At 63.2% G+C, this 12864-nt stretch carries 10 protein-coding genes and 1 pseudogene; 1 reads left to right on the forward strand and 10 read right to left on the reverse strand.

The genetic code is table 11. The features are described 5' to 3' along the window. Positions 1-35 precede the first annotated feature (35 nt). The 9 genes from ugpC to ASG39_RS17290 form a co-directional block, all read right to left on the reverse strand. The gene (gene ugpC / locus ASG39_RS17250; protein ID WP_062596206.1) at positions 36-1118 is read right to left on the reverse strand and encodes a sn-glycerol-3-phosphate ABC transporter ATP-binding protein UgpC; all 1083 of its coding nucleotides are present in this window, start codon (positions 1116-1118) and stop codon (positions 36-38) included. Between the two features lie 8 nt (positions 1119-1126). Further along, complete coding sequence (locus ASG39_RS17255) at positions 1127-3373, reverse strand: glycoside hydrolase family 2 TIM barrel-domain containing protein (protein WP_062596207.1); 2247 nt, start codon at positions 3371-3373, stop codon at positions 1127-1129. A gap of 10 nt (positions 3374-3383) precedes the next feature. Then, on the reverse strand, positions 3384-4235 hold the full coding sequence (locus ASG39_RS17260) for a carbohydrate ABC transporter permease (protein ID WP_082477326.1): 852 nt from the start codon (positions 4233-4235) through the stop codon (positions 3384-3386). Beyond that, complete coding sequence (locus ASG39_RS17265; protein WP_062596208.1) at positions 4232-5143, reverse strand: sugar ABC transporter permease; 912 nt, start codon at positions 5141-5143, stop codon at positions 4232-4234. Before ASG39_RS17265 ends, ASG39_RS17260 begins: the two co-directional genes overlap by 4 nt. Positions 5144-5300: 157 nt before the next feature. Then, positions 5301-6569 carry an extracellular solute-binding protein gene (locus ASG39_RS17270; protein WP_062596209.1) on the reverse strand — a complete coding sequence of 423 codons (1269 nt, stop codon included), beginning with the start codon at positions 6567-6569 and terminating at the stop codon, positions 5301-5303. 138 nt (positions 6570-6707) lie between these two features. Next, positions 6708-7826, reverse strand: coding sequence for a LacI family DNA-binding transcriptional regulator (locus ASG39_RS17275; RefSeq protein ID WP_062596210.1), 1119 nt, complete (start codon positions 7824-7826; stop codon positions 6708-6710). A gap of 135 nt (positions 7827-7961) precedes the next feature. Then, positions 7962-8444 carry a transcription elongation factor GreA gene (gene greA, locus ASG39_RS17280; RefSeq protein ID WP_062596211.1) on the reverse strand — a complete coding sequence of 161 codons (483 nt, stop codon included), beginning with the start codon at positions 8442-8444 and terminating at the stop codon, positions 7962-7964. A 26-nt stretch (positions 8445-8470) separates the two neighbouring features. Then, positions 8471-9412 carry an MYG1 family protein gene (locus ASG39_RS17285; RefSeq protein WP_062596212.1) on the reverse strand — a complete coding sequence of 314 codons (942 nt, stop codon included), beginning with the start codon at positions 9410-9412 and terminating at the stop codon, positions 8471-8473. Positions 9413-9564: 152 nt separating this feature from the next. Then, on the reverse strand, positions 9565-9969 hold the full coding sequence (locus ASG39_RS17290; protein WP_062596213.1) for a helix-turn-helix domain-containing protein: 405 nt from the start codon (positions 9967-9969) through the stop codon (positions 9565-9567). Positions 9970-10090: 121 nt separating this feature from the next. Between ASG39_RS17290 and ASG39_RS17295 the strand changes: the two genes are divergently transcribed. Next, on the forward strand, positions 10091-11104 hold the full coding sequence (locus tag ASG39_RS17295; protein ID WP_062596214.1) for a zinc-binding alcohol dehydrogenase family protein: 1014 nt from the start codon (positions 10091-10093) through the stop codon (positions 11102-11104). A gap of 143 nt (positions 11105-11247) precedes the next feature. Here the strand turns inward: ASG39_RS17295 and ASG39_RS24115 are convergent. Then, positions 11248-12864: pseudogene (locus ASG39_RS24115) on the reverse strand (hypothetical protein); the annotation flags it as partial.

Here is a 12864-nt window from a genome sequence, read left to right on the forward strand (position 1 = left end):
GGGCCGGCGCTTTTGTGTTCAACCGTTTTGAAGTTCTACCGGATACGCTTGCCGTCTTCCGCGAAGAGCAGAGCCCGCGTCGGGTCGAAGCCTGCCTTCAGCACGTGGCCCGTGGAGAGGCTGCGGCCGTTGCGGGTGGTGACGACGATCGTTTCGCCGGATGTCGAGCGACCATAGGCAAACGTCTCGCCGCCCAGATGTTCGAACATGTCGATGGTGATCGACAGGCTGTCCTCGCCGGCATCGGTGAAATGCTCCGGGCGGATGCCGAGACGGATCGGGGTGCCGGCAGACGGCACCGGACCCTGCAGCGGCACAGCGATTTCCTTGTCGGCGAAGCCATCGAGCGAGACGAGCGCGGAGGTTCCGCTGGCGCCGATGACCCGGCCGGCGAAGACGTTCATCCGCGGCGAGCCGATGAAGCCGGCAACGAACAGGTTGGCGGGGTCGTCGTACAGATCGAGCGGTGCGCCGACCTGTTCCACGATGCCGGCCCGGAGAACGACGATCTTGTCGGCCAGCGTCATCGCTTCCACCTGGTCGTGCGTGACGTAGACGATGGTGGCGTTCAGTTCCTTGTGCAGCCGGGCGATTTCCACCCGCATGTGCACCCGAAGCTCCGCATCGAGGTTCGACAGCGGCTCGTCGAAGAGGAAGACGTCCGGTTCGCGCACGATGGCGCGGCCGATGGCGACGCGCTGGCGCTGCCCGCCGGAAAGCGCCTTCGGCTTGCGGTCCATCAGCGGCCCGAGTTCGAGGATTTTCGCGGCCGCATCGACGCGACGTGCGATCTCCGCCTTGTCCTGTCCGGCGAAACGCAGCGCGAAGCCCATATTCTCGCGCACCGTCATGTGCGGATAGAGCGCGTAGGACTGGAACACCATGGCGATCCCGCGCTTGGAGGGATCGACATCGTTCATCACCTGCCCGCCGATCTCGAGCGTGCCGGAGGTGATGTCCTCCAGCCCGGCGATCATGCGCAGCAGCGTGGACTTGCCGCATCCGGACGGGCCGACGAAAACGACGAACTCGCCGGATTTGATGTCGAGATCGACGCCCTTGATGACATCGAGAACGCCGAATGTCTTGCGGATGTCCTTGAGAATGACGTCGGCCATACCGGCTCCTATGCGCTGACGGTGAAGGTGACGGTCTGGTCTGCGAACAGGCCGCATTCCGCCGTCAGCGTGATGGTCCCGGCCGCGTCGCCGGCCTCGAGCCAGAAGCCGGTGACCCCGCCCTTGAAACTCTGCAGCGACGGGCCGATGATGCGGCCGGGGCCGTCCACGGCAAAGCGGATCGGCTCCTCGAAGAAGGGCAGGATGTTGCCGCCCTGGTCGAGCACGCGAACGATGACGCGAACGGCATCCTTCTCTCCTGCCCGCAGATGCGTGTCGTCCGGCGCGATCTCCAGTGTCGTGGGAAGCGGATCAGCCGGGAGCACGACGGTCTTGACCGCCTTGCCATCGACATAGCCCGTGATGACGCCGTCCCGCCAGATTCGGCCCCAGGTGCCGAACTCGGATGGTGTGACATTGCGCATGTCGAGGATGACCGGGGGATGCGCGAGATGCGGATAGGTTTCGCGATCCGGCTCGATGCGCTTCGGCGCGAAGTCGCCGAAGGTGATCTCCAGATAGTCGCAGTTCGTCAGGATGATCAGCGGCAGAACCCCGCCGATATTGCGCTCGCCGCGCGCCCAGTAGGTCACCGGCTGCAGCACGACGCCACCGGCCGGATCGCCCTGCGACGCGTAGGCATAGGCGGCCAGTTTGGGTTCGCGGAACGTGTCGAGCACCCCGTGGTAGCAGACGCGGTCGCCCGAGCCGAAGTCCTTGTGGGTGTTGTAATCGAACATGCACCAGCCGGTGGAGCCGGAAATATCGTCGCGGCCGGCGACCGCATCGAGGATCAGCAGGTGGCGCGTCACATGTTCGGCCTGGCGCTGCTCCTGGTCGAACCGCTTGGTCGGGTACATGTGGCCGTTATACTCGGTGATCATATAGGGGATCGGCTTGGTGATTCCCGTCGTCTCGACCCGGTCGCGCAGCACCACGCGGCCGCGATTGTTGCCCGGCATCTCCTCCTGGCCGAGAATGAAGTCGTTCATGGTGTAGACGTCTTCGAGCAGCTCGGAATTGGTGATGAACCGGACGCCGCCGGTCTGGCGGGTGGTGTCGAGTTCACGCGCGAGCCTGTTGGTCTCGGCGTAGAAGTCGTGGTCGTCCTGGCTTTCGTTGATGCGCACGCCCCAGATGATGATCGACGGATGGTTCCAGTCGCGCTCGATCATGCGGCGGACGTTCTCTACCGATTCCGCCTTCCAGGCCTCGCCGCCGATATGCTGCCAGCCGGGGATCTCCTCGAACACCAGAAGGCCGATATCGTCGCAGCGCTCGATAAAGCTCTTTGCCTGCGGGTAGTGCGACGTGCGCACGATGTTGCAGCGCAGGTCGAATTTCAGGATATCCGCATCCTTCTCCTGCGCGCGCCGGCCCATGGCATAGCCGGAATAGGGCCAGGCCTGGTGACGGTTGAGCCCGCGCAGCTTGAGCGGCTTGCCGTTGAGCAGAAACCCGTCCGGCGTGAACTCCGCCGTGCGAAAACCGAACCGGCTCGACAGCGCATCGGCGCCCGACGCGGTCTCCAGCTCCGCCGTCAGCGTGTAGAGCATGGGATTGTCGATGTCCCAGAGCGCGAGGCCCAAAAGTCCGTCGATAACGATCGTCGTGCTGTCGCCCGCGACATCCGCCGTCCCCTTGCCGACCACCGTGCCCGCCTTGTCGGCGATCGAGACGCGGATCGTGCCTGCCGTCGGCAGGTCCTGCGGGTTTGCGAGATCGACGCGCACCGAAACTGTGCTGGCCGACAGTGCCTCGGGCGTTTCGATCTTCATGTTGCGGATCGAGACGGGGCTTGCGACCTTCAGCCAGACATCACGATAGATGCCGGCATAGCAGAGATAGTCGATCATGCCGCCGAAGGGCGGGATCTCCGGGTTCTCCGACCCGTCGATCTTGACGGTAACGAGGTTGTCGCCCGGCTTCAGGCCCGCCGTCAGCCGCGCTTCGAACGGCGTGTAGCCATCGCGGTGAAAGGCGATCTTCTCGCCGTTGAGGAAGACCTCGCTGTCGGCCATGGCGCCGTCGAAGACGAGCGAGACTTCACGGCCTTCGAAGCCCGGCTCCCAGGCGATCACCTTCTGGTAGGTGAAAGCCTTCTGGTAGCTCGTCTCGTCGAAATAGTTGTAGGGCAGTTCGACGGCGGTGTGCGGCAGGCGCACCGTTTCCCCGATCAGCGGCTGACCGGCCTTGGCCGCATCGAAGCCTTCGCTGAAGGTCCAGTTGCCGTTGAAGCTTTCATATCTGCGCATTGTCGATATCCTATTTCACAGAACCGAGCATGCCGGCCACGAACTGGCGCTGCATGACGAAGAAGACGAGAAGGGTTGGGAGGGTGGCGAGGATCGTGCCGATCATGACCACGCCGAAATCGGGGTAGTAGGCCGAGGCCAGCGACGAGACGACAAGCGTGATCGTCTTCGTGTCGTTCGACTGGAGAACGATCAGCGGCCAGAGGTAATTGTTCCAGTTCATCATGAAGACGATGACGAAGGCGGCGGCGTAGGTCGAGCGCATCACGGGAACGTAGATGTAAAGGAAGATCTGCCACTCCTTCAGCCCATCCACCTTTGCGGCGTCCCGAAGCTCGGTCGGGAAGGCCTTGGTGGCCTGCCGGAAATAGAAGATGATGAAGGCGGAGGCGACGGTCGGCAGCAGGATCGCGATGTGCGTGTTGATGAGGCCGGCCTTGCCCATCATCATGAACAGCGGGATCATTAGCGCCGCAAAGGGCACCATCAACGTCAGAAGAACGAGCGAATAGATGCGGTCGCGCATCTTCGAGCGGAACATCTCGAAGCCGTAGCCGGCGAGCGACGACACGGCGATCGTCAGCAGCGTGGCGAGGATCGCCACCTTGGCCGAGTTCCAGAACACGAGCGGCACATCGACCTGCGCGAAGAAATTCGCGACATTGTTGGAAAAGGCACGGCCGAACGTCGCCTTGCCCTTGATGATGTCGATCGACGTATTGGTCGAGGAGATCATCATCCAGATGAAGGGAAAGACGGAGACGAAGGCGGCGACCGACAAAGCGACATAGGTCGCGGCACGCGGGAGAACACGGCTTGCGCGGGAGGCCGGGACGGCGCGGCTGGTGGAGATGGCGGTCATGAACGCTCCCTCGCGGCATAGAATTGCAGGAAGGACAGCACCGCCACCATGAGGACGATCACATAGGAGATCGTGGCGGCATAGCCGAAGCTCGGCATGTAACGGAAGGTGAGATTGTAGATGTAGAGCGACAGCGTGATGGTCGCGTCCGCCGGCCCGCCTTTGCCTTCGGTGAGGTTATAAACCTCGTCGAACAGCTGGATCGTGCCGATCGTGGAGATGATGGTGGTGAACAGGATGACCGGCTTCAGCATCGGAATGGTGAGGTGCACGAAGCGCGCCCAGGCGGGAACGCCATCGATGCGGGCGGCCTCGTAGATCGACCGATCGATGTTCTGCAGGGCCGCGAGATAGAAGATCATGTTGTAGCCGGTCCACCGCCAGGTGATGGCGATGATGACGAGGACCTTTGCCCAGAACGGCTCGGTCAGCCAGCCGATCGGCGAGCCGATGATGCCGACGGCCAGAAGCGCCTGGTTGATGATGCCATCGACCGAGAACATGCTCTTGAACAGGATGGAATAGGCGACCAGCGAAGCGACGCAGGGCAGGAAGATGGCGGTGCGAAACACGCCCGCGAATTTGAGCCGGTCGGTGTTCAGAAGCGAGGCGAGCATCAGCGCGAGCACGATCATGATCGGCACCTGCACCACGAAGAAGATCGTCGTGTTGGTCAAGGCTTTCAGGAAGACCGGATCGTTGCTGAGCCGCGCGACGTTCCCAAAGCCCGCAAACTTCATCATCATGCCCTTGCCCGAGAAGAAGGACAGATAGAGCGAGCGGAAGATGGGGTAGATGAGGAACAGGCCGATGAGGCCGATGGCGGGCGCGATGAAGAGCCAGCCGTTGACGTCGTAATAGCGCTTCAGCCCGCTTGTCCGCGCGCCGCTTGTTTTCGCGTGAGCCATGGTTTCGACCGGAACCTGTTGGGATGATGATGGCGCTCGATGGGGCTTAAGCCTTCTTGCGCGTCTGCCCTGAATGCCCGGCCTTTTGGCCCTGGCGAGAAAGGGGTGCCGCGCCCGGAGGAAGGCGCGACACCGCAGCGCGGTTGGGAGGAACCGCTTACTGAATCTGGCCTTCGGCCTGCGACTGGATTTCCTTCAGCACCGTCGGGATGTCGGCACCCTGGGCCAGCGACGGCAGATGTGCTGCGACGGCGGTGTCGACTTCGTTGGTGAAGACGCCGTAATTGACCGCGGGCACCTTGGAGAGCCAGTCCGAGAAATTCTGCCAGACCTTTTCGCCGCCGAAGAACGGATCGGCCAGCATGTAGGCGTCGCCCGTGCGGGCGGCGAGCAGCGAACCGACAGCGCCGCGTTCGGTCAGGATCTTCTGGTAGAAGGGGATGTCCTTGGCATAGACCTCGTTGAGGAAGTCGATGGCTTCCTTCTTCTCGGCCGAGCTTTCGACGACATACCAGCTGGAGCCGCCGAGGTTGGACGCATGCGTCGCGCCTTCGATGCCGAGGCTCGGAAGCGGTGCGACACCCCATTTGCCGGACTGGTCGGCCTGCGCCTTGACCGTTCCGGTGATCCAGACACCGGTCGTGACCGTTGCGACATCGCCCGACGTGAAGGTGCTGACCCAATCGGTCCAGCCAGCGGCGGGCTTGTGAATGTTGGCCTTGAGGATCTTCTGCTGCGTCTCGAGCGCCGCCTTCAGCGCGGTGTTGTTCTCGATGCTCAGATTGCCTTCCGCATCGAAATACCACTGGCCGGCCGACTGCATCAGGATGCGGGTGAAGCCGGCGTCGGTGATGTCGAGACCGAGCATCTTCTTGCCCGTTTTCTCTTCGACGGCCTTGCCGATCTCGATGAAGCGATCCCAGGTGATGTCCTGCATGTCGGACGGCTTGAAGCCGGCCTGTTCCAGGTAATCCTTGCGGTAGTAGAGGCCCGTCACGCCGCTGTCGAAGGGCATGCCGTAGACCTTGTCGTCCACCGTCATCAGCTTGACCTTGTAGGGTGCAAAGCCGGCATAATCGACCGTATCGGACATGGGCGCAAAGGCACCGGGGAAGGACTGCAGATATTTCTGCGCGCCGTAGTCCTCGATCAGGACGATATCCGGAAGCGCGTCCGTCGTGCCGGAGGTCAGTGCGGTCTGCAGCTTCTGCTCGACGTCTGCCTTGGCGAAGTCGACGATGTTGAAGGTGGTGTCCGGGTGCTTTGCAGTATAGCGCGCACCGGCTTCCTTCATGATCGCCACATTGAAATTGGGGTCCCAGCACCACACGGTGATCTCGCCCGCGAAGGCCGCGGTGGCGGCGAAAAAGCTCGTGCTCGCCAAAGCGACGGCCGCGAAGGTCTTGGAAATACGCTGGAAATGCATGGTCTTCCTCCCTGAAAGTCCCGATAACTGAGACAGCTCCACCTGTCATGGGCGGGAGTATTTCCTAAATTTTGGGCAAGGGCAACCGATATTTAGTAAATATTTATCGCGGTGCAAAAGTGCCTGCTGCACCTGCGTTCACAAGGCTTCCGGGGTGCGGCAGCTGCCGCGCCAGATCGTCTCGGTGGGGATCGTCACCATCTTCGCATAGGCCCGGCCGCCGAGCCGCTCGAGCAGCAGGTTGACCGCCGTCTCGCCGATATGTTCGCCATGGATCTTCACGGTCGATAGCGGTGGGGTGAGGAACTGTGCCACGGGGATATCGTTGAAGGAAACGATCGCCACGTCGTCTGGAATCGAAAGGTCGGCCTCGCGCGCAGCCCGGTAGGTGCCGATCGCCATATTGTCGTTCGCTGTTACGATGATGTCGGGCAGCGGCCGGCGGGACAGCAGCTGGCGCGCGAGCTCGTAGCCGGTTTCCAGCCGCAGGTTCTGCCCGGAATCGCAACTCTCGCCCAGCACCAGCAGATCCGCATCGAAGGTGCCCCGCGCCTTCTGCCAGTCGATATAGGCCTTGCACCGCCGCTCGCCGAACCGCTGGGTTTCGCCGTTCAGATGCTCGTAGCTGCCGATGAACGCAATCCGTTCGTAGGCGAGATCATCAAGCGTATCCAATACCTTATGCGTGGCCGCGACGAGATCGCTATGCACGCAGTCGAAGCGGTCCGACGGCGGCACGAAGTCGGCGAAGACGACATGGCGGCAGTGCTTATCGAGCCAGGCGATCTCGTTGTCCGAGTGTTTACCGATCACGATGACACCGGAGACATCCGCCAGGAGCGCTGCATCCGGCATGCTGTCGGAGTGGAACACCTTGACGATATCGCTCTTCAGTTCGCGACAGCGATTCTCGATGCCGAGGCGCACGCCGACATAATAAGGATCGGCCACCTCGTCGGACGGCTCGAGGAAATGGACGATCGCGAGACGCTGAAGCAGGCTCGGCTCGCCATGTCCCAACTGGCCGGCCTGGTGGCTCGTCGAATGGCCAGCTCCGTTCTGCGCCCCATCCTGCTGCAACGCCTCGCTTTGCCGGGCACGGTTGCGGGGCGTCGCATAATTCAGCGCTTCCGCTGTCTCGATGACGGCCTGACGCTTGGCGGCAGAGATCGAGAGGGCAGGATCGTAGTTCAGGACGCGCGAGACGGTCGCCGAGGAGACGCCGACCGCTTTCGCAATTTCCTTGATGGTGACCATGAGATGCGGACGCTCAAATACGGATAGAAGGTGCAAAGACGACGCAGCCTGCCCGATTAGCAAGCCGCTGTCAGTAAATATTTACTAGATCAAATCCCGACGACGGAGATTTTTTAAGGTGTTGAACCGGCAGGCTCAGCCAAGTTTGACCACTTCCAGTTCGTGCCCGCCTACGGTGACGACATCGCCCACGGCCTTGCCCATCAGGGCGGCGGCAACAGGCGAGACGTGCGAGATCGTCCCGGCTTTCGGATCTGCCTCGTCCTCCCCGACGATCCGATAGGTTTGAACCCGGCCGTCGTCGCGGGCAAAGGTCACGGTGCTGCCGAAGGCGACAGCTGCGAGAGACGCAGGCTCAGGCATGATTTGCGCCGTTCGAATCCTTGCGGAAAGGTACCGCAGATCACGCAGCGGCGTGGCGGCCTGCCGGCGCTTCTCGTTGACGTCCTCGATCAGGTTGGCGGCGGCACAGGCAACCCGCGCCGTCTCCAGCTCGGCTTCCAGTGCCGCAAACCCCGCCTGCGTGACGAGGTTCGGATGCGCGGAGACGGGCCGATCGGGAAGGAGCGTTTCCGACGCGGTCTCGAAGCTTTCTTCCTTGGTGAAGGCAACGCTCATTCCGGATCTTTCTGATACTGCCGCCGTCAGGCGACGGCGTGGGCCCGTTCGGCCAGCGCTTCGGCAACGGCGATGTCGGCGAGAGCAAGGGCGGCCTCGCGCGTGCGGGCGGCGGCGATGAAGCGGCCCTTGTGGCAGAAGCTCGCTCCCATCACGCCGCTCGCCGCTTCCAGGTCGGCATTCGTCAGGCCCGCCCAGGCCATAGGCAGGTCGGCGCGAAGCTCGAAACCCTCATCCGCACGCCGGATGCCCGTCACGCACCAGTCCTTGTCGCGCGGATGCACGACGAAGAGCAGGTGATCGGCCCCGGCCTTCACCACTGCCGAGCGGAAGGGCATGCCGAGGGGAAGCTCCAGAATATGCCCCTGCCCTGCCGCCGCAATGGCGTCCATCACCAGTGTTTCCGCACGAATCTTGGCGGCGGCCTTGCCGATGCTCGCCTCCACGAAGCTGCGCGCGATGGCAAGGGCTTCGTAAAAGCTCCGCGTTTCGGCATCCGGATCGGCGTCGTCGAAAACGGGCTTCAGTGTTTCGAGCAGCGCCGGAAGCGTCAGGCCCGCAAGAACACCAGCCGTCGAAGGGCTGAGCGCGCCATTATCGACGAGATCGACCGGCAGGACGAAGCTGCCGTCGAATGCGGCATGGACGGCCTCGACATGCGTTTCGGGGATTCCGGACGCGCGGAGATAATCCCGTCCGAAATGCCGCCAGATCAATCCGAAGGAACTGTAAGGCTGGCCATCGTCGCGTACCGGTGCGCCCCGCTGGTGATGGTCGAAGATGCGGGTCTCCGCATCATAGGCGCCGCCGACATCGTAGACGATCCGGTCCGCACCCGCCGCAATCCACTCCGGCGCGCGGCTGCGCACGATCTTCGCCTCGGGATGGAGTCGTGTCAGAATGACGCTCGACAGGAGTTCGTCGGCATGGAAGCCACCGGAATGGGTGACGAGAAAAGTTTGGTTCATGCCGGACGCCTTGTTCTCTGGGGACGATATTCTCGGGGGATAGGCGCGCCGTGTGCGCTTGGCTTCAGATAGCCGCTCCGCCGCCCGACCTCAACCCGTATCGGAAATCGGGAGCCTGTCAGGTCCATTCCGAACCCGACAAACTTCAGCCTTCAAGCTGCCGGGCTGCTTTCGGCACGTTCCGGCACGTCATGAGCGGTCTCCGCCGTCTTCGGCTTGCCGTAAAGGCTGAGATTGGCATCTCCCCACTGCTTCAGCGCCAGCATCACCGGCTCCATCGACCGGCCGAGTGGCGAGAGGCTGTACTCCACCTTCGGCGGCACCTGCGCATAGACCTTGCGGGAGATCAGTCCGTCCTCTTCCAATTCGCGCAACTGGTTGGTCAGCATGCGTTGCGTCACGTTGGGGATCGTCCGGCGGATCTCGTTGAACCGCAGAGTGCCCGACAGGAGGTGGAACAGGATGACCGACTTCCATTTGCCATCGATCAAGCCGATCGCGGCCTCCACCGAGCAGCCGGGACTGCAATCGAACCGCGAATGCCGGACCTTCGCCATGACGGTATCCTTTTCGACACTATGGACAGTCTTTGTGCGTATAACAATTCTCCCAGCGTATGCGCATATCAAGCGCGACGCAACCGGATGACCCGGCGGCGAAAAGACGAGGAGTCCGATCATGAAAGCAGTCGCCTATACCAAGGCCGGCACGATCGAGCGCGACGATGCGCTCATCGATATCGAGTTACCCAGGCCCGCACCTGGGCCCCGCGATCTTCTGGTCGCGGTCGATGCGATCTCGGTCAACCCGGTGGACACCAAGATCCGCAAAAACGTGGATCCCGATGCGGGGTCGACGAAGGTTCTGGGCTGGGACGCGGTCGGTCGGGTGGCCGAGGTCGGCAGTGCCGTGACGGCGTTCAAGCCGGGAGACGCGGTCTATTATGCCGGCTCGCTGCTGCGGCCGGGCGCAAACAGCGAGTTTCACCTGGTCGATGAACGTCTGGTGGGCCGCAAGCCCGCATCGATCTCCAATGCCGAGGCCGCAGCCTTGCCGCTCACCGCCATCACGGCCTGGGAAATGCTGTTCGACCGGTTGGATGTCCGCAAACCGGTGCCCGGCGCCGCAAAGGCCATCCTCATCATCGGCGGCGCCGGCGGGGTCGGCTCGATCGCGATCCAGCTCGTGCGTGCGCTCACCGATCTCACGGTCATCGCCACGGCGTCGCGTGAGGAGACCCGGGCCTGGGTCAGCGACCTCGGCGCCCACCATGTCGTGGATCATTCCAGGCCGCTCGCCGATCAGATAGCAGCGCTCGGCATCGGCGCACCCGCCTTCGTGTTTTCGACGACCGAAACCCACCGTCATCTCCCCGAGATCGCGAAGCTCATCGCGCCTCAGGGCCGCTTCGGCCTTATCGACGACCCGGAAAGTCTGGATGTCATCGGCTTCAAGCGCAAGGCGGTGTCGATCCATTGGGAGCTGATGTTCACCCGTTCGATCTTCGAAACGGCCGATATGGACGAACAGGGCAAGCTTCTCGACGGCGTTGCCGCCCTGATCGACGCCGGCCGGCTGCGCACGACGGTGACCGACGTGCTCCGTCCCATCCATGCGGAGACCCTGATGCAAGCCCATGCCGTCATCGAAAGCGGCAAGGCGCGCGGCAAGATCGTCCTCGAAGGCTTCTGATCCTCAGAGCTGCAGCCAAGCCATCCGGACAGAATGCTGCGGCCCTCTTCAACGCACTTCGCCGGCGGACGCGGGAGCGTCGGCCGGCGAAGTTTCGTTGGTGATAGGCGCCGCCATCCGGGACCGGATGGCGGCGTTTCTGTTTAGATCGACTGGTAGGCGAGGACGATCGCGTTCGTCTGGTCGGTGTTCATCGCCTGGATCTGGGTCGTCGTGAAGGCGACCTGCTGTGCCGTCGTCAGGTTGCTGATATCCGAGGTCGAGAGCCCTGCAATCGCCTTGGCGTTGATGGCAGCGATATCGGCCGTCGAGAAGGCCAGGAGGTCCTGCGAGGACAGTGCGGCGATGGCTGCCGAACCGAGGGCTGCGACCTGCGTCGCCGTCAGGGCTCCGATCTGGTCCGACGACATGGCATCCAGCTGCGTGGTCGAGAGTGCGGCAACCGCTGCCGTGCTCAAGGCCGAGACCTGAAGGGTCGTGAGCGAGATGACGTTGTCGGAAGACAGCGCCCCGATCTGCGCGGAGGTCAGTGCCCCGATCTGAGCCGTCGAGAGGCCGTCGATCTGGGCGGTCGAAAGCACCTTGATCTGGGCCGTCGAGAGGGCCGCTGCCTGACCGGTCGTCAAGCTGCCGAGCTGGGTGGACGTGAGGGCGGCGAAGTTCGCCGTCGACAGGTTTGCCAGTGCACCGCTCCGCAGAGCCGTGATCTCCGTCGAGCTGATCGTCACCATGTCCCCCGTCTCAAGCCCGGCGACGGCGCTGCTGGAGAGCGCTGCCAGCTGTCCGGTGCTGAAGGCGTCGATCTGCGTCGTGGTCAAGGCGCCGATCTGTGCGGAGGAGAGCGCGGCAATCGCTGCCGTGCTGAGCGCCGCCACCTGATCGGTGGTGAACGAGGCGATCCCGTCCGTGGTCAGCGCACCGATCTGGACGGAGGTGAGCGAACCGACCTGTGCGGTCGAGAGGCCGTCGATCTGGGCGGTCGAAAGCGCCTTGATCTGAGCCGTGCCGAGAGCGCCGGTCTGCGTGGTCGTCAGGCCGCCGAGCTGGGTGGATGTCAGGACCGCGAAGTTGGCCGTGGCGATGTTGGCGAGGGTCTTGGCGCTGAGAGCCGAGATCTCGGTGGAGGAGATGGTGGCCATGTCCTCGGTTGCAAGGCCTGCGATCGCTGCGGTCGACAGAGCCGCCAGTTGCTTGGTGCTGAAGGCATCGAGCTTGGTGGAGGACAGGGCGCCGATCTGGGCCGAGGAGAGCGCAGCGACAGCAGTGGCGCTGAGGGCCGCGACCTGATCGGTCGTGAAGGAAGCCAGTCCGTCTGTGGAGAGCGCACCGATCTGTGTGGAGGTGAGCGACCCGACCTGGGCTGTCGTCAGGCCGGCGATCTGGCCGGTCGAGAGAACCTTGACCTGGGCGGTGACGAGCGAGCCTGTCTGCGCCGTCGTCAGACCACCAAGTTGGGTGGATGTGAGGGCGGCAAAGGTCGCGGTGGAGAGACCGGCGAGCGTCTTGGCGTTGAGGGCGGAGATYTCGGTTGAGGAGATGGTTGCGATGTCGTCGGTATCGAGACCGGCAACGGCAGTGGCGGASAGGGCTGCGAGCTGCGTGGTGGTGAAGGCGTTGAGCTGTGTGGTGCTGAGGGCACCGAGCTGAGCGGAGTTCAGGGCACCGACGCCGGCCGCGCTGAGAGCGGCCACCTGATCGGTGGTGAAGGATGCGATGCCGTCGGTCGTGAGGGCGCCGATCTGTGCGGAGGAGAGCACGGC

The sequence above is a fragment of the Rhizobium sp. Leaf371 genome (assembly GCF_001424045.1).
Classification (GTDB): domain Bacteria; phylum Pseudomonadota; class Alphaproteobacteria; order Rhizobiales; family Rhizobiaceae; genus Ferranicluibacter.

Coding starts and splice junctions, on each gene's coding strand:
- ugpC (WP_062596206.1), bottom strand. CDS start 1,118: ATGGCCGACGTCATTCTCAAGGACATCCGCAAGACATTCGGCGTTCTC.
- ASG39_RS17255 (WP_062596207.1), bottom strand. CDS start 3,373: ATGCGCAGATATGAAAGCTTCAACGGCAACTGGACCTTCAGCGAAGGC.
- ASG39_RS17260 (WP_082477326.1), bottom strand. CDS start 4,235: ATGACCGCCATCTCCACCAGCCGCGCCGTCCCGGCCTCCCGCGCAAGC.
- ASG39_RS17265 (WP_062596208.1), bottom strand. CDS start 5,143: ATGGCTCACGCGAAAACAAGCGGCGCGCGGACAAGCGGGCTGAAGCGC.
- ASG39_RS17270 (WP_062596209.1), bottom strand. CDS start 6,569: ATGCATTTCCAGCGTATTTCCAAGACCTTCGCGGCCGTCGCTTTGGCG.
- ASG39_RS17275 (WP_062596210.1), bottom strand. CDS start 7,826: ATGGTCACCATCAAGGAAATTGCGAAAGCGGTCGGCGTCTCCTCGGCG.
- greA (WP_062596211.1), bottom strand. CDS start 8,444: ATGAGCGTTGCCTTCACCAAGGAAGAAAGCTTCGAGACCGCGTCGGAA.
- ASG39_RS17285 (WP_062596212.1), bottom strand. CDS start 9,412: ATGAACCAAACTTTTCTCGTCACCCATTCCGGTGGCTTCCATGCCGAC.
- ASG39_RS17290 (WP_062596213.1), bottom strand. CDS start 9,969: ATGGCGAAGGTCCGGCATTCGCGGTTCGATTGCAGTCCCGGCTGCTCG.
- ASG39_RS17295 (WP_062596214.1), top strand. CDS start 10,091: ATGAAAGCAGTCGCCTATACCAAGGCCGGCACGATCGAGCGCGACGAT.